This is a genomic window from Cupriavidus sp. C3SS-1 (assembly GCF_057073755.1).
The window spans coordinates 384,406-400,344 of record NZ_CP172700.1; the positions used below are offsets into that span (position 1 = coordinate 384,406).

The 15,939-nt window shown below is 66.3% G+C and carries 14 protein-coding genes and 1 pseudogene; 8 read left to right on the top strand and 7 right to left on the bottom strand.

The features are described 5' to 3' along the window. The first annotated feature begins 17 nt into the window (after window positions 1-17). The 5 genes from ACIGJC_RS17795 (at window position 18) to ACIGJC_RS17815 (ending at window position 4,642) form a co-directional block, all read left to right on the top strand. Window positions 18-947: a phosphate acetyltransferase gene (locus ACIGJC_RS17795; RefSeq protein ID WP_483713377.1), complete on the top strand. Its 930-nt coding sequence runs from the start codon at window positions 18-20 to the stop codon at window positions 945-947. A gap of 4 nt (window positions 948-951) precedes the next feature. Continuing rightward, window positions 952-2,148 carry an acetate/propionate family kinase gene (locus tag ACIGJC_RS17800; protein WP_483713379.1) on the top strand — a complete coding sequence of 399 codons (1,197 nt, stop codon included), beginning with the start codon at window positions 952-954 and terminating at the stop codon, window positions 2,146-2,148. Window position 2,149: 1 nt separating this feature from the next. Further along, window positions 2,150-2,932 (top strand): enoyl-ACP reductase FabI, encoded by a 783-nt coding sequence (gene fabI, locus ACIGJC_RS17805; RefSeq protein ID WP_483713380.1) that lies wholly within the window; start codon window positions 2,150-2,152, stop codon window positions 2,930-2,932. 140 nt (window positions 2,933-3,072) lie between these two features. Then, window positions 3,073-3,396, top strand: coding sequence for a hypothetical protein (locus ACIGJC_RS17810; RefSeq protein WP_483714456.1), 324 nt, complete (start codon window positions 3,073-3,075; stop codon window positions 3,394-3,396). Between the two features lie 220 nt (window positions 3,397-3,616). Next, window positions 3,617-4,642 carry a YeiH family protein gene (locus tag ACIGJC_RS17815; protein ID WP_483713382.1) on the top strand — a complete coding sequence of 342 codons (1,026 nt, stop codon included), beginning with the start codon at window positions 3,617-3,619 and terminating at the stop codon, window positions 4,640-4,642. A 37-nt stretch (window positions 4,643-4,679) separates the two neighbouring features. Here the strand turns inward: ACIGJC_RS17815 and ACIGJC_RS17820 are convergent, their stop codons facing one another. The 3 genes from ACIGJC_RS17820 to ACIGJC_RS17830 form a co-directional block, all read right to left on the bottom strand. Beyond that, window positions 4,680-5,384 (bottom strand): porin, encoded by a 705-nt coding sequence (locus ACIGJC_RS17820; RefSeq protein ID WP_483713383.1) that lies wholly within the window; start codon window positions 5,382-5,384, stop codon window positions 4,680-4,682. Window positions 5,385-5,578: 194 nt separating this feature from the next. Beyond that, window positions 5,579-6,004, bottom strand: a complete 426-nt coding sequence (locus ACIGJC_RS17825) for a hypothetical protein (RefSeq protein ID WP_483713384.1) — start codon at window positions 6,002-6,004, stop codon at window positions 5,579-5,581. Window positions 6,005-6,139: 135 nt separating this feature from the next. Further along, window positions 6,140-8,629, bottom strand: coding sequence for a penicillin-binding protein 1A (locus ACIGJC_RS17830; protein WP_483713385.1), 2,490 nt, complete (start codon window positions 8,627-8,629; stop codon window positions 6,140-6,142). A 175-nt stretch (window positions 8,630-8,804) separates the two neighbouring features. Between ACIGJC_RS17830 and ACIGJC_RS17835 the strand changes: the two are divergent. Next, window positions 8,805-9,053: pseudogene (locus tag ACIGJC_RS17835) on the top strand (porin); the annotation flags it as partial. Between the two features lie 131 nt (window positions 9,054-9,184). On the opposite strand, the gene ACIGJC_RS17840 reads toward ACIGJC_RS17835, so the two are convergent. Then, window positions 9,185-9,805 (bottom strand): flavodoxin family protein, encoded by a 621-nt coding sequence (locus ACIGJC_RS17840; RefSeq protein ID WP_483713387.1) that lies wholly within the window; start codon window positions 9,803-9,805, stop codon window positions 9,185-9,187. Between the two features lie 293 nt (window positions 9,806-10,098). On the opposite strand from ACIGJC_RS17840, the gene ACIGJC_RS17845 reads away from it, so the two are divergent. Continuing rightward, window positions 10,099-12,252 carry a TonB-dependent receptor family protein gene (locus ACIGJC_RS17845; RefSeq protein WP_483713388.1) on the top strand — a complete coding sequence of 718 codons (2,154 nt, stop codon included), beginning with the start codon at window positions 10,099-10,101 and terminating at the stop codon, window positions 12,250-12,252. 87 nt (window positions 12,253-12,339) lie between these two features. After that, window positions 12,340-13,761 carry a multidrug transporter subunit MdtD gene (gene mdtD, locus ACIGJC_RS17850; protein WP_483713389.1) on the top strand — a complete coding sequence of 474 codons (1,422 nt, stop codon included), beginning with the start codon at window positions 12,340-12,342 and terminating at the stop codon, window positions 13,759-13,761. Window positions 13,762-13,822: 61 nt separating this feature from the next. On the opposite strand, the gene ACIGJC_RS17855 is transcribed toward mdtD, so the two are convergent. Genes ACIGJC_RS17855 through ACIGJC_RS17865 form a run of 3 tightly spaced genes read right to left on the bottom strand, consistent with a single transcriptional unit; the run spans window position 13,823 to window position 15,612 of the window. Further along, on the bottom strand, window positions 13,823-14,479 hold the full coding sequence (locus ACIGJC_RS17855; protein WP_483713390.1) for a DUF799 domain-containing protein: 657 nt from the start codon (window positions 14,477-14,479) through the stop codon (window positions 13,823-13,825). Beyond that, the gene (locus tag ACIGJC_RS17860) at window positions 14,476-14,904 is read right to left on the bottom strand and encodes a DUF4810 domain-containing protein (RefSeq protein WP_483714457.1); all 429 of its coding nucleotides are present in this window, start codon (window positions 14,902-14,904) and stop codon (window positions 14,476-14,478) included. Before ACIGJC_RS17860 ends, ACIGJC_RS17855 begins: the two co-directional genes overlap by 4 nt. A 30-nt stretch (window positions 14,905-14,934) precedes the next feature. After that, window positions 14,935-15,612, bottom strand: a complete 678-nt coding sequence (locus tag ACIGJC_RS17865) for a CsgG/HfaB family protein (RefSeq protein WP_483713392.1) — start codon at window positions 15,610-15,612, stop codon at window positions 14,935-14,937. Window positions 15,613-15,939 lie beyond the last annotated feature (327 nt).

A 15,939-nucleotide genomic window follows, 5' to 3' on the forward strand; every position in this document is an offset into this window, starting at 1 on the left:
AAGCAGGAGAAAATGCCATGCACGAGAAGTATCAGCGCCTGATTGACTACTGCAAGTCCCTTCCGCCCACGCCCACCGCGGTCGCGCATCCCTGCGACCGGAGTTCCCTGGAAGGCGCGGTCGAGGCGGCGCGGCTGGGCCTGATTGCACCTGTCCTGGTCGGGCCTCGCGATCGCATCGAAGAGACGGCCCGTGACAACGGCATCGATATCAGCGCGTATCCGATCGTCGATGCCGAGCACAGCCATGCCGCCGCGGCTGCCGCCGTGCGGCTGGTTCGCGAAGGCAAGGCCGAGGCGCTGATGAAGGGCAGCCTGCATACCGATGAACTGATGGGCGCCGTGGTCAAGGGCGACGGCGGCTTGCGCACGGCCCGGCGGATCAGCCACTGCTTCGTGATGGATGTGCCCGGCCACGACGACGCATTGATCATTACGGACGCCGCCGTCAACATCGCGCCAACGCTGGAGGAGAAGGCGGATATCCTCCAGAACGCCATCGACCTGGCGCATGCGCTCCAGCTCAAGGACGTGCGCGTGGCGATCCTCTCGGCGATGGAAACGGTCAACCCCAAGGTGCCGTCCACCGTGGAGGCCGCCGCGCTGTGCAAGATGGTCGACCGGCACCAGATCACCGGCGCGGTGGTCGACGGCCCGCTTGCGCTGGACAACGCCATCAACCTGGACGCCGCGCGCATCAAGAAGATCGACTCGCCTGTGGCGGGGCGTGCCAACGTGCTGCTGGTGCCGGACCTGGACGCCGGCAATATGCTCGCCAAGAGCCTGACCTTCCTGGCCGGCGCCGACGCCGCGGGCATCGTGCTGGGCGCGCGCGTGCCCATCATCCTGACCAGCCGCGCCGATGCGGTCATGACGCGCCTGGCGTCATGCGCGGTGGCGGCTCTGGTGGCCAAGGCGCGCCGGGATTCCGGCCAGGTACAGGGGTGACGACATGGCCGACGTGATCCTTGTCCTGAACGCGGGTTCATCGAGCCTGAAGTACTGCGCCTACGACGCACAGGGCGACGCACTCAGGCTGGTGCTGCGGGGCAGCCTCGACGGGCTTTACACGTCGCCGACCTTTCGTGCGGCGGATGCCTCGGGCACCGAAGTGGAGACCAGGAAGTGGGGCGACGGGACCGAGCTGGGACACGGTGGCGCCGTCACCTTTCTGGCCGATTTCCTGCGGGGCCACGGAGAGGGCCATGCGCTGGTTGGCGTCGGGCACCGCGTGGTGCATGGCGGCGTGCGCTTCGCGCAGCCGGCACGGGTGAACGAGGCACTTCTGGCCGAGCTGGATACGCTCTGCCCGCTGGCGCCCTTGCACCAGCCGCACAACCTCAAGCCGATCCGGATCCTCGCCGAACGGCGGCCGGAGCTGCCGCAGGTGGCCTGCTTCGACACCGCCTTCCACCGGGCGCAGCCGGAGATCGCCCAGGCTTTTGCGCTGCCGGCTTCGATGACCGAGCGCGGCATCCGTCGCTACGGTTTTCACGGGCTTTCCTACGAGTACATCGCCAGCGTCCTGCCGGGCATCGACGCCAGGGCCGCGGCCGGCCGCACCGTGGTGGCCCACCTCGGCAATGGCAGCAGCATGTGTGCGCTGGTGGCCGGCCGCAGCGTGGCCAGCACCATGGGGTTCACCGCGGTCGACGGCCTGCCGATGGGCACGCGCTGCGGCAGCCTCGATCCGGGCGTGATCCTGTACCTGATCAGCGAACTGGGCATGGGCGCGCAGGACATCGAGGATCTTATCTACCGCCAGTCCGGCCTGCTCGGCGTCTCCGGCATATCGAGCGATATGCGCGTGCTGCTCGCCAGCGACGATCCGCGCGCCCGCCTGGCGGTCGAGCTATACACCTACCGGATCGGGCGCGAGCTGGGCTCGCTGGCCGCGGCGGCGCAGGGCCTGGACGCGCTGGTTTTCACCGCGGGCATCGGGGAACATGCCCCGTTGATTCGCGAACGCGTGTGCCGTCAGGCAGCCTGGCTTGGCGTGACCGTTGATGCGGCGGCCAACGCCAATGCCGACGGCGCGACGCGCATCGGCACGGCATCCGGGCAGGTTGCGGTGTGGGTGATCCCGACCGATGAAGAACTGATGATCGCCCGGCATACCAGGTCATTGATCGATACCAAGGGGATGTAACATGACAGTCCAGATACCACAGCCGATCCTGGCCAACAAGAAGGCCCTGGTCTGCGGCATCGCGAACGAGCATTCGATCGCCTACGGCTGCGCCAAAGCCTTTCACGACCTGGGCGCCGAGGTCGCGATCACCTATGCCAATGAAAAGACCAGGCAGTATGTGGAGCCGGTGGCGCAAGAGCTTGAATCACCGATCTTCCTGCCGCTCGACGTTTCCAGCGAAGCCGAGATGGAAGCGCTGTTTGGGCAGATCGAAGACAAGTGGGGCAAGCTGGACATCCTGCTGCACTCGGTCGCCTGGGCGCCGAAGGACGATCTCCAGGGCGGACTCCTGAATTGTTCCGCCGAAGGGTTCGCCAAGGCGATGGACATTTCCTGCCACTCCTTCATCCGGATGGCACGGCTGGCCGCTCCGCTGATGCGCGACGGCGGCACGATGTTCACCATGAGCTACTACGGTGCCAACAAGGTCGTGCCCAACTACAACGTCATGGGGCCCGTGAAAGCCGCGCTCGAGGCGGCGTCACGCTACCTGGCCTACGAGCTGGGGCCGCAGGGCATACGGGTGCATGCGATATCGCCAGGACCGCTCAAGACGCGGGCCGCCTCGGGCCTGAAGGACTTTGACCTGATGCTCTCGGATGCTGCCCAGCGCGCGCCGTTGGGCGAGCTGGTCGACATCATGGATGTCGGGTTCACCTGCGCATTTCTTGCCACGCCCTATGCCCGCCGGCTGTCGGGCGAGACGCTGTATGTGGATGGCGGCGTGAATATCATGGGCTAGCTTCGGTCACGGCCGACGGTCAGGCTGACCCAGGCCTGGAAAGCGGCGCAAGCGTGGCCCGAATCGTCAATGATGGCGGGAAAGCCCCACGCCGGCTCGTCCCGCGCCGGCGTGACACGCAGTTGCTAGACTGGGTAATTATGCGAGAACTTCTTTTTCGCACCCTGCTGTACCGCTATTTCTTCTTTGACTGGCTGTACAAGGATGCCAGCAGAGGGAATCTGCTGGAACGCTCGGCCGCGTGGCGCTTCAACAAGATGCACGCGCACTGGCTGCTGACGTACATGCGGCGCTGGCTCTGGTGCGGGCTGATCTTCTTCGCCCTCGGCGGCGCGGTCGAGTTGATGCTGCGCGCGCCGGGCCTGTCGGCGATCTTCTATGTGCCCGGTGTGCTGATCGTGCCGGTCAATGTCGTCATCGGTGTGCTCTGGCTCGGACTGAAAACACTGCCCGGACCGGTGTGAGCCGTTCGCGCGGGCATGTCATCGATGTGACGCGCACTCGATAGCGCAAGACCCCTGGCACGAAATGTCAAGCTTGCCGCAGGCAATGCAAAGCATGCGCGCGGGCTACCGCCTACATTGAGCCTATAGCAAGCAAGCCGGCGTTCCCCACGTCCGACAACTCAGCCAGAAGCCTTTTCCGAGGACGGGCTGCCCCCACCGATTTACCGGAGAGACAGTCATGTCCGCAAGATTCTTGAGCCCAAGCTCGTTGACCACGTTCCGCGGCTATCTGCCCGGCATGATCATCAGCGCGGTGGTGACCGTCGCCGCCATGTCGCTGGCCGACCATTACCACGCACCGGTGATGCTGTTCGCGTTGCTGCTGGGCATGGCGCTGAACTTCCTGTCCAAGGAGCCGTCCAGCGCGTCGGGCATCGACTTCAGCGCCAAGCAGGTGCTTCGCCTGGGCGTGGCCCTGCTTGGGCTGCGCATCACGGCGTCGCAGGTTGCCGCGCTGGGGTGGCACTCCGTTGCCATGGTCGTGCTGGCGGTGGGCCTGACCATCCTGTGCGGCATCGTGCTGGCGCGGCTGATGGGGTTCCAGACCTTCTTCGGCCTGCTGACCGGCGGCGCCGTCGCCATCTGCGGCGCTTCGGCGGCGCTTGCGCTGGCCGCGGCCATGCCGCAGCATCCGCTGAAGGAGCGCGCCACGCTGTTCACGGTGATCTCGGTCAGCACGCTGTCCACGCTGGCGATGGTGCTGTACCCGATGATCGCGCAAGTGCTGGCGCTGCCTGCGCCGCAGGCCGGAGCCTTTATCGGTGGCACCATCCATGACGTGGCGCAGGTCGTGGGAGCCGGCTACAGCATCTCGCACGAAGCCGGCGATGCGGCCACGCTGATCAAGCTGATGCGCGTGGCCATGCTGCTGCCCGTGATCGCATTGGCCGCATGGCTGTCGCAACGTCATCAGCGCGCACAGGGCGAAGCCGGCACGGGTACGCGTCCGCCGCTGCTGCCGTGGTTTGCCGTGGCGTTCGCGGCGCTGGTGGCGATCAACAGCACTGGCTGGCTGCCCGCGTACCTGGTCAAGGCGGGACAGTTCGCCTCGCAGTGGTGCCTGGTCATGGCCATGGTCTCCATCGGCATGAAGACGCACCTCAAGGACATCCTGTCCGTGGGCTGGAAGCCGGTGGCGCTGATGGTGCTGGAGACGCTGTTCCTGGCGGTCCTGTTTTACGGCATGCTGGTCGTGATGCACTGATATCGCGGCACACGAGACGGCCCCTGCGAAAGCATTGTCAGAACCGATGCCGCAACCCGATCACCGCGCCGAACTGGCTTTCCCGCGCGCCGACCTGCTCGGTCGGCCCGGACAGCGCGGTCGCATACGGATTCAGTGACGGCCCGAAGCCCGTCAGTCCCATGGCCGGGGCGTTGCGGCTCCTGGCAAATCCCAGCACGGTATAGACGTCCGTGCGCTTGGAGTAGGCATAGGACCCGGTCAGCATGAAGCTGTACGGATCGCCGGAATTGCCGTGGGCATCGTTGTAGTAGGCCGCGCCGCCCAGTTGGATCCCGGGCGTGAGCTGGTACTGCAGGCCAAGCCAGTACAGGTTGCTGCGCAGCGCGATCGTGCTGAAGCTGTCATACGACCAGCGGTAGCCGGCCACTGCCCTGGCCGGCCCCAGCGCATAGGCTGCGCCGAGGCTGGCGCGGTTGGCCTGGCTGGTGTTGCCGACATCGGCATAGGCGCCGCTTTCCATCGCGACGAAGGCCTTCAGGCCAGTGCCGGGCTCCTTGCCGTCGTGCAGGCCCCAGCGTGTCGCAGAAAGATTCGCCGAGTATTCACGCATGACATAGCGGCCGCCCGTGCCAGTGGCGGGCACGCTGGATACGTGCTCCACGCTGGTATCGAGAATGCCGTACGGTGTGGTACTGGCTTGTGCAAGCGCGGCGGCAGGCAGCACCGACAGTGCGGCCAGGCAGGCTAGGCGGATCTTCATGTTCGGGCCCCCTCGTCATGTGGATCGCTCGCATCCCCGCAACGGCGGGGGTGCCTGGTGACCACGATCGGGTCACAGGTGCTATGACGCAGGGGTTCGTCCGTTATGACCGTCTGTTTTCGCACATGCCATGCGCGCGGCGACGTGCGCATGCCGGATCGGTCACGCGGCCATCGCGCGGCCGCCCAAGGCACTCAGCCCAGGCAGCCCATGCCGAACTGCAGCGCACGCAAGGCGTCCGCGTGTTCGCGGTAGCGGTCGGCGTAGCTCCAGTATTCGGTGGTCTGCATGGCGCGCTCGGTCGCGCGCACGCGGTAGTCGATGGCCAGGCACTGGTTCCAGAATGCGTTCTGGGCACGCAGGTCCATTTCCTCGTCGGCCCGGTCCTGGGCGGCCGACTGCATGCGCAGGGCCGACATCGCGCGGTCGGCCTTCTGGTTCTTCGCGGCGCCGGGGACCGTCATCACGTGGGAGCGCATGGTGCCCGTGACGTTGCGGTAGCCCGCCGGGCAGGACGCCGACGTGTAGAGCGTTTCGTTCCCGTTCTGGCATTTGGTGACGGCCTGGGCCAGCCCGCTGGCCGTTAGCAGCACCATCATGACGGCAAGTTGTCTGGACATGGCCGCGCCCTCCCGCTGACACCGATGGAATCAATGTAGGCACGGATCGGTCCGGTCGCCAGCAGTTGTCCGCGCGTTGCGGTGGGCGGCATGCCGCAGGTGCGCTGCGGGGCATGCCAGCGGGAGAAGCGCAGGTCAGCCAGGCGTGCTGGTTGCGCCCGGTGCCGGGGATGCCGGGGCAGTGGGGGGCTGCGTCGGCAAAGCCGGCGGTGCCGGCGCAGTGCCGGCCGTGGCGTCGGCCGGTTCCGCGGGGGCCGGCTCCGGCGTGATGACGACTTCGCCTCGGTCGAGCGCCATGCCGGCGGTCGCGTCGGAAGCGTCGGCGGTGGTGGCGGCTTGCGCCGGCGGTTGCGGCGTGACATCCGCTTCCGGCGACGGCAACGCCGGGCGGCGTGGTGCAGGCCGGCTGCCTGGTGCTTCCGCCGGGCCCTTGCCGCCGAACAGCCGCGTGAACCAACCGCGTACCTGCGTGGCCAGCGCGCTGAAGACGCTGGATTCCTCGGGCTCGGCAAAGCGCGCGCGGCCATCGATGATGCGGGCCCGCAGCGAGTGCTGGTAGAAGTCCCCGACGATCGGCAGCGCGCTGTGGGCGCCCTGTCCCCAGTAGTCGCTGCGCAGCGTGACGCGGCTGTCGTTGAAGCCGACCCACGCGCCCGCGACCAGCTCGGGGTGCATCAGGATGAACCAGCCGTCGGCGTTGTCCTGCGTGGTGCCGGTCTTGCCGGCCACGTCGGCGCGGATGCCGAAGCGCGAGCGGATGCTGGCGCCGGTGCCGCGGTCGATCACGTCGCGCATCACGTCGAGCAGGGTCTGCGTGGTGTCGGCTGGCAGGGCGCGCTCGGCGCGCGCGGGCTGGAATTCCTGCAGGACCTTGCCGTCGCGGTCTTCGATGCGGGTCACCATCGTCGGCGCGATATAGTCGCCCGCGTTGGCGATGGTGGCATAGGACGCCACCATTTCCCGCAGGGTCACCGGGCTCGTGCCCAGCGCCAGCGACGGGACCAGGTCGAGCTTGCTGTCGCGCACGCCCATGGCGCGCGCGAGCCGCGCGACGCGCGCTGGCCCAACTTCCTGCATGAGCTGGGCCGTGATGGTGTTGCGCGAATAGACCAGGCCGTCGCGCAGCGTCATGGCGCGGCCGCTCGGGCGGCCTTCGTCGGTCGGGCGCCAGACTTCGCCGCCGGCGAGCTGGATTTCGACGGGCTGGTCCACCAGCGTGTCGTCGGGCGTCTTGCCCTGCTCGAATGCGGCGCCATAGACAAAGGGCTTGAACGTGGAGCCCGGCTGGCGGCGCGCGCTCTGCACGTGGTCGAACGCGTCCTGGGTGTAGTCGCGGCTGCCGACCCAGGCGCGGATCTGTCCGGTGCGCGGATCGATGGCGATAAAGCCCGCCTGGATGCGCGTCTTTTGCTGGCGCAGCGCCTGCATGAACGAAGTGTTGGCCAGCAGGTGCTTGAGCGCCTCGTCGGCCGGCGTGCCGGCGGCCACGGCGCTGCGGTATTCGGGCGTTTCCCGGACAAAGGCCTGCACCAGGTCCTTGCTGGCCGCCCAGCCGGCACGCGGCGCCCACGCCGCATTCGCGATCGACTGCAGCCGGTTGCCCTGCGCCGTGACGGCTTGCGTGGCCATCGCCTGCAGGCGCGCGTCGATGGTGGTGTGCACGACCAGGCCATCTGCATAGATGTCATAGCCGTTGCGGTCGGCCCAGCCGATCAGCCACTTGCGCAATTGCAGGGCAAAGTGCGGCGCCGGGCCCGGCGGTTCGGTCTGGCGCTCGAAGTCGATGCGCAACGGCCGCTTCTTCAGCTGCTCGAAGCGCGCGGCGTCGAGCCGGCCGCGCTTGACCATCTGCGCCAGGACCGTGTTGCGCCGGTCGAGCGCGCGTTCGGGGTTCAGCACCGGGTTGTAGTAGCTGTTGCCCTTGAGCATGCCGATCAGCGTGGCGCTTTGCAGCACGTCGAGCGAGCGGGCCGACTTGTCGAAGTAGGTGCGCGCGGCCATTTCGATGCCGTACGCGTTGTACAGGAACGGTACCGTGTTCAGGTAGGTCTCGAGGATCTGTTCCTTGGTGTACAGGGCCTCGATCTTGAACGCGGTGATCGCCTCCTTGAGCTTGCGCGTCATGGTCGGCGCGCGGCCGATCTCGTCGGGGTACAGGTTGCGCGCGAGCTGCTGGGTGATGGTGGAACCGCCCTGGCGGTCGCCGGAGAAGGTGTGCAGCGCGGCCGAGGCCGTGCGCCGCCAGTCCAGGCCATGATGCTGGTAGAAGCGGTGGTCTTCCGTTGCGATCAAGGCATCGATCACCGTCGGCGAGATCTCCGACAGCTTCACCCAGTCGCGGTTGGCCCACTTGAACACGGCCAGTTCCTTGCCGTCGGCGGACAGCACCTGCGCCGGGCGCTCGAAGCGGGCCTTGCGGATGTCGCTGATGCCCGGCGTGAACGGAATCAGAACCAGCACATAGAGCAGGAACGCCGCCGGCACGGCCGCCACGGCAAGCAGGGCCTGTCTGCGCGTCGGGCGCCGCATGGCGGGCAAGGACTTGAGGCGCTGAACCGGTTGCCAGTTCGCCCAGGCCTGGGTTAGCGGCGGGACGAGCAGGGACTTGATCTTGTCCAGCCTCATGAAGCAACCACGATCATCACAAGGCGGGGGCACAGGACAGAGCAGGGCACTCGGGAATACCGGTCTTCGAAAAGACTGAATCCTACCAAAACGTCCCGGATTGTATCGAGGTGTCTGAAAGAAAGGGATGTTTGAGACACTTTAAAGCCATGCGTCGTGGCCATTGCGTCATAATTACCGCTTCACGCCGGCGTTTCAGCTGACCGGCGCGGCGTACTACACCGACACGCACAACAGCGACGCGGACCCGTGGATGCCCGTGATGTCGGCCGACTACTCGCTGTCCAAGCGCACCGATGTCTACCTGAACGTCGGCTTCGCGAAGAACAAGTCGGGCTCGTCGCTGGGCCTGAACGGCACCGGCACCGTGGTGCCGGGCGAGAACCAGACCGGCGCCACCGTCGGCCTGCGTCACCGCTTCTAAGACGTGCCGCCCGTCCGGCATGGCCGGACGGGCCTCGATCATATCGGCACGTGCGCTGCGCGCAGATGCCTTGGGCCGGATGCCATCCGGCCGCTTTTTCCGCACCGTTCGTCACGGCGCTTTGTACATCGTCAAGCCGCCTGCTTCAACGTGGCCAGGGCGCGGCGGCCCGCGGCAAGTTGCCGTGCGACTTCGGCGACGCGCGCGCCCAGGTGTTCGGCGGTGCGCAGGTCTGCCAGCGGCGGCACCACGTCGGCGCTTTCATCGGCGTTGGACTGTGCCGCGGCGCCCAGGAAGAAGCCGTGGCGGTTCAGTGAATCCTCGGTCGACTTGGAGTTGTTGTGGCCCGGAGGCAGACCCAGGTTCACCCAATGCATGCCGTGCTGGGCTGCAAAGATGGAGATCTGCTGCAGCGTGGCGAGCTTGTCGCCCGAGCGCGATGCCGAGTTGGTAAAGCCCGCTGCCACCTTGTTCGCCCACTTGCCGCCCTTGGCGAAGACGTTGCGCGAGGTCGCGTCCATAAAGCCCTTGAACTGGGCGGAGGCGCTGCCCATGTACGTCGGCGCGCCGAAGATGATGCCGTCGACCTCTTCCAGCGTGTCCCAGTGCTGGTCGATTTCATCGACGCTGATCAACAGGCTTTCCACGCCATCCACGCTGGCGGCGCCGCGCGCGACGGCCTGGGCCTGCCTGGCAGTGTGGCCGTAGCCGCTGTGGTAGACGATGGCGACGCGGGTTTGGTGGGTGTTCATGGTGTCTTGCCTCACTGAATAAACAAATGGATTGAATTTGATTCGCTGCGGCGACTGGCTTTGTTTGCTGCCGTTGAGGGAAGTCTAGGCGGGTGGGGGAAATCCACGGTGGACCTGATGCAAATAAGTAATTGAATTTTTTTGATGAAACGGCCCCGGGCCGGGATGGGATGTTCCGCTCACTCCCCGCATGGCAAATCCGGCGCAGACCATCTAAAGTTATCCCGCATCCACCTAAATCCGGCGCCGGATGAATTCCACGACCGCGCCAGTCCCGCAACCGCTCTCCAACGATGACAACAGGCGGCAAGCAGATCCTGGCATTCCGGCAACTCGTGGCGCGGCATACAGCGGTGTCTGTGTATTGCGTACTGGCCGGCATGGCGGCGACCGGCAAGGCGATGGCCAGCGAGCCGGAGGCGTCGCTGCCGGACGTGGTGGTCAGCGCATCGCGCAGCGAACAGCGCCGGTTCGATGCGCCTGCCGCAGTGGACAACGTGCCGGTGGATCCGCTGCGCGCGACCTCGCCGCTGGTGAACTTGTCCGAGGTGCTGACCGGCGTGCCGGGTGTCGCAGTACGCGATCGCCAGAACTATTCGCAGGACCTGCAACTCTCCGTGCGAGGCTTTGGCACGCGCTCGACCTTTGGTGTGCGCGGCGTGCGGCTATACGTCGACGGCATTCCCGCCACCATGCCCGACGGGCAGGGCCAGGCCTCCACCGCCGACCTTGCCAATGCCAGCCGCGTGGAGGTCTTGCGCGGCCCGTTCGCACAGATGTACGGCAATGCCTCGGGCGGCGTGGTGCAGGTATTCACGCCGGATCCGCCCAAGGACGGTTTCACCGGCCGTGCATCGACCGGATTCGGCTCCGACGGCCAGTGGCAGGCCGGCGTGTCGCTTGGCGGCGGCAACGACAAGCTGGGCGGCACGCTGGACGCCTGGACTTTCCAGACCGATGGCTACCGCGACCACAGTGCCGCGCGACGCTACCAGCTCAATGCCAAGGTCGTGGCCCAGCCGACCGATGCCACGCGCGTGACCGGCCAGTTCAACTACTTCAACCAGCCGCTGGCGCAAGACCCGCTGGGCCTGACGCGTGCCCAGGCCGACGCCAACCCGCGCCAGGCCGTTGCGGCCGCCACGCAGTTCGATACCGGCAAGACCGTCGAACAGACGCAGGCCGGCGTGGTGGTGGACCACAAGCTGACCGAGGCCGACAGCCTGCAGGGCCGTCTCTATGTCGGCACGCGCCAGCTCAACCAGCGGCTCGGCATGAGCGGCATTGCCGCGACGTCGTCCGGGGGCATCGTCGACCTTGACCGGACCTACGGCGGCGGCGCGCTGTCATGGACGCGCCGTACCACCGCCGGCGGCCTGCCCTTGCAATGGACCGCGGGTGTGGAAGCCAATGGCATGCGCGACGGCCGCACCGGCTTCGTCAATAACAACGGCGCCCAGGGCGCGCTGCGCCGCGACGAGACCGACACAGCCACCGATCTTGGCGCTTTCGCGCAGTTCGACTGGAGCTTCCATCCGTCCTGGGAACTCGTGGGCGGCGTGCGGGCCAGCCGCGTGAAGCTCGGCATCGACGATCACTACATCACCACCGCGAGCCCCGACGACAGCGGCACGACCACGTACAACAACGTCAGCCCGGTGGTCGGCATGGTCTGGCATGCGGCGGACACGCTCAACGTCTACGCCAACCTCGGCCGCGGGTTTGAATCGCCGACGCTGACCGAGGTCGCCTACGGCCCGGGCGGCGTCGGCAGCAACCTGGGCCTGCAGGCGTCCACCAGTCGCCAGGGCGAGATCGGCGTCAAATGGCAGCAGCAGCGCCAGCGGCTGGAGGCGGCGCTATTCGATGCCGACAGCCATGACGAAGTGGTGCCCTTGTCGAACAACGCCGGACGCACCGTCTACCAGAACGTCAATGGCGTACACCGCCGCGGCATGGAGCTGGCCTGGCGAGGCGGCTTCGGCGCGCAGGTCGGCGCATCGGCTGACGGCAAGGCCGGCAGCCAGTTCGAGGCCGGCCTGGCCTACACCTACCTGTCCGCCTATTTCGGCGAATCGTTTCTCAACGCGCAGGGGCAGACCGTCAAAGCCGGCAATCGCCTGCCCGGCACGGCGCGCCACAGCCTGAACCTGGATGTTGCCTGGCGGCCGCTGCCGCCGCTCGTGCTCGGTGCGGAAATGCACGTCGACAGCCTGATCTATGCGGATGACCTCAACACCCAGGCCGCGCCCGGCTATGCCACCTTCAACCTGCGCGCCGGCTACGAATTCCGCCTCGGCAAGACGCGGCTGTTTGCGTTCGGCCGCATCGACAACATCACCGACCGCAGGTACATCGGCTCGGTCATCGTCAACGAAGCCAATGGCCGGTATTTCGAGCCGGCGCCGGGCCGGCGCTACTTCGTCGGACTGCGCGCGGCGATGTAAAACAAGGCAGGTTTGCCACGCCGCCCCCTGGCCGGCCTGATGTTGCGGCTTTGGCCGGCTCCGCGGCCAGCACCGGAGTACACAGCCATGACCACGCCCATGCCTGACGACCGCACCCGCCGCATCATGCTGTGGGTGGTGGCGGTCGGCTTCTTCATGCAGACGCTGGATTCCACCATCGTCAACACCGCACTGCCGTCCATGGCGCGCAGCCTTGGCGAAAGTCCGCTGCGCATGCAGTCGGTCGTGATTGCGTACTCGCTCACCATGGCCGTGATCATCCCGGCGTCGGGCTGGCTGGCGGACCGCTTCGGCACGCGCACCATCTTCCAGGCCGCGATCGGGCTGTTCGTGCTTGGCTCGCTGCTGTGCGCTTATGCGGGCACGCTGCAGTTCCTGGTCGCGGCGCGCGTGGTGCAGGGCTTGGGCGGCGCCATGCTGCTGCCGGTGGGCCGGCTCTCGGTGCTGCGGACCTTTCCGCGCGACCAGTACCTGCAGGCGCTCAGCTTCGTCGCGATCCCGGGCATGATCGGCCCGCTGATCGGCCCGACGCTGGGCGGCTGGCTGACGCAGGCGTTGTCGTGGCACTGGATCTTCCTGATCAACGTGCCGGTCGGCATTCTCGGTGCGCTGGCGACGGTGCGCTACATGCCGAATGTTCGACAGGCCGGCATTGGCCGCTTTGATGTCGCGGGCTACCTGCTGCTGGCCGTTGCCATGCTGGCGCTGTCGTTCTCGCTGGACGGGCTGGCGGAGCTGGGCTTCCAGCATGCGACCGTGCTGATGCTGCTGATCGCCAGCATGGCCGCGCTGACGGCCTATGTGCTGCACGCCGGCCGCCGCCCGCAGCCGCTCTTCACGCTGCGGCTGTTCCGCATCCACAGCTTCAGCGTGGGGTTGCTGGGCAATCTGTTTGCGCGCATCGGCAACGGCTCGATGCCGTTCCTGATCCCGCTGACCTTGCAGATAAGCCTGGGTTACTCGCCGTTCAACGCTGGCCTGATGATGCTGCCTATCACTGCGGCCGGCATGGCATCCAAGCGGCTGGCCACGCGTCTGATCGAGCGGCACGGCTATCGCCGCGTGCTGGTCACCAACACGTTTGCCGTCGGCGTCGTCATGGCCGCGTTCGCGCTGATCACGCCGCAGCGTCCGCTGTGGATGGTCATCCCGCTACTGGCGCTGTTCGGCATGGTCAATTCGATCCAGTTCACCGCGATGAACACCGTCACGCTCAAGGACCTGAGCGGGACCAATGCCAGCAGCGGCAACAGCATGCTGTCGATGGTGCAGATGCTGTCGATGAGCCTGGCCGTCACGTCGGCGGGGGCGCTGCTGACGACGTTCGAAACGGGATTTGGCAATGGGCCGTCGGGAGTATTGCCGGCGTTTCATGCCACGTTTATCTGCATGGGGTTGATTACGTGTGCGTCGGCGTGGATTTTCATGCAGTTGTCACCGCATGAGGCCAGGGCGGTGGCGCATCGGACGGAGAGGGCGGAGGGGTAGGGCTGCTTCATCCGAATCCAGGCCGCAGGACGCGGACGTCCTGTGGCCAACGTACCGGATCTCAGTCCGACTGGTACTTCGGCGAGCGCGGCCCATACAGGATGCCGCCAGGTTGCCCGGCGGACAGCAGGCGGTAGCTCGTAGTCGCCGCGACCTTGTAGCTCGCATCAAGCGAGTGGTTGACCGCTTGCGTGATTGCCGCACTGACCAGCATGCCAATCAGTCCGCCCCCACTGCTGGAGCTGTCGGTTGCGGCCGAGGCCGTGCCGCTCCACAGCACATCGCCCGTCTTCAGGTCCACCAGCTTTGCACTGGCGGCCACGCGGGTGACGCTGCTGAAGACCTGGTACTTCGAACCGTACTCGGCCACGGTCACGTACAACGCGGCGTCTGCGCCAAAGATCTGGCGCAGCTTGGCGACCGGCGTGGCATGGATATCGCCGGGAACCGTCAGGCCGTTCTGGCGGAAGGTCTCGTCAACCAGCGCCACCGGCAGCACGTAGTAGCCGGATTCCGCCAGCGGCGCGGTGGCCTGCGCAAGCATGCCGTAGGTCGCCTTGATATCGGGCGACTCGTTCAGCGGCGGCAATACCAGGATGGAGCGCGGCCGGCTCGCCTTGAACGCGGCATAGTCCACCTGCTTGTTCGGCACGGCGCAACCAGCGAACAGCATGACGACGCCCAGGCTCGCGACATAGCTCAGAAGTCGGCGCATCATTTGCTGCTCCCTGCGGTGGTGCCGGGCCCGGCGTCCACGGCGGTGCTGACCTTGGTGTCGGTCCGGGTAACGGTCTTGACGTTCCTGAGCAGGAAGTCCATATACGGCGTGGCTTCGGGGAAGAGCGTTTTCTCGGTCTGGAATTCCTTGACCATCTGGTCGCCCTTGCCGATGTTCAGGTAGAGCATGCCAAGCTGGGCATGGTACCCCGGCGGCACCGCGCCGCCCTTTGCCTTGATCTTCTGCAGGCCCTCTTCGAGCGCGGCGACCTGCGCCTCCTTCGATTCGCCCTTGAAGTATTCGTAGACCTGGACCTGATAGCCTTCCCATTGATACATGGGCTGTGGGCCCGCGCAGCCGGCTAGCAGGAGGCTGCCCGCCGCCGACAAGAACGCTGCGCTACGCAGCGTGACCGTGTTGATCATCATTGTTCTCGTAGTCTTGCTGACAGCCGGTTACTGGGCCGGCTTCCAGGCGCCGCTGTCGATGGCGGCCACCATGTTGTTGATCGCCTCGCGCATGGCGAGGTCCATCACCTTGCCGTTGAGCGTCGAGTCATAGCTGGCCGTGCCGCCGAAGCCGATCACTTCGCGATTCGACAGCTTGTATTCGCCGGCGCCCTGCGTCGAGTACACGACCTCGGAGGTGCTGATGTTGATGACGTTCAGGTTGACCTTGGCATAAGCCACTTGCTCCCGGCCCCGGCCGAGAATGCCGAACAGCTGCACATCGCCGACTTCCTTGCGGCCGAACTCCGTGATGTCGCCGGTCACCACGTAGTCGGCGCCCTTCAGGCGTTGCGCCTGGTTCTTGATCGACGCCTCGCGCTTGATCTCGTCGAGGTTCTCACGCTCCAGCACGTTGAAGCGGTTGGTTTGCTGGAGGTGGGTGACCAGGCTGGTCTTGGCCTGGCCGCTCAGGCGGTCAATGCCGTCCGAGAAGACGCCGCGCATGTAGTTCGAGCGATTGTCGAACTTGCCCACGGCAATCGGCGTGCGCACGCCGTTGTACGGCCGGCTGGCGCTTTCGACCTTCTGCACGGGCAGCGCCGTGGAGGATTCCGTGGCGCAGCCGCCGAGCATGGCCAGCAGGCCGGCTGCGGTCGCCAGGGATACTGCAGTCAGTTTCTTCATGTGATTTCCTTCGATCAGTCAATGCCAGATGCCCCAGGCTTCAACAGAAGCGACGGAGCCAGGCAGCACTCTAAGCCAAATCGCACGCAGAGATTCGGCAGATGTGCGGTCAAATCGTCGGATTCTTCGAAGGACAGCGGGCCATGATCGCGTGGATCAGCGCCTGATTCGAAGCGGTCGGGAAGGGGCATTGACTGCCTCGGACTTCGGGAAACGAGGTCCGAGGCGTTGATGGCGACGCAATCCTGTTTATCCGACCTTGAACTCTATGGCGGGGTGCCGGTGCAACGCGCACGCCGGACGTCGGATATCACGGTTGTTCACAAT